The sequence below is a fragment of the Shewanella sp. CAL98-MNA-CIBAN-0140 genome (assembly GCF_040309905.1).
GTDB classification, from domain to species: domain Bacteria; phylum Pseudomonadota; class Gammaproteobacteria; order Enterobacterales; family Shewanellaceae; genus Shewanella; species Shewanella psychromarinicola.
In genome coordinates this window covers 1-262 of the sequence record NZ_JBEOPI010000203.1, presented here as the reverse complement: position 1 = coordinate 262, position 262 = coordinate 1, and the positions used below count along the sequence as shown (strand labels likewise).

The 262-nt window shown below is 45.8% G+C and carries 1 protein-coding gene; it reads right to left on the bottom strand.

Translation table 11 applies throughout. From position 1 onward, the window contains the following. A partial coding sequence (locus AAEY93_RS20760; protein ID WP_351079575.1) for a hypothetical protein occupies window positions 1–222 on the bottom strand: 222 nt, incomplete at its 3' end. Window positions 223–262 lie beyond the last annotated feature (40 nt).

Below are 262 nucleotides of genomic sequence, written 5' to 3'. Positions count from 1 at the left end.
GACTAGATAAGTTGCCCCATGATCAAATAAAATGGTGCTCTTTTCACCAATAGTAAAAGGCACAAAGAACATCACCAAGCCAATAGCACTAAATACGATTAGCTGTATCAGTGCGACAGGTTTGGACAGCAGCTTTTCAGGCGGCGGGCTAGCAGGTGCTGGACTGTCTAGAGGCGTTCTAGGCACGGAGCTGCCTGGGGGCAAAATATCACGTTCAGACATATTATCGTCCTTGATAAAGTGTTGATGATGTCCCTATATC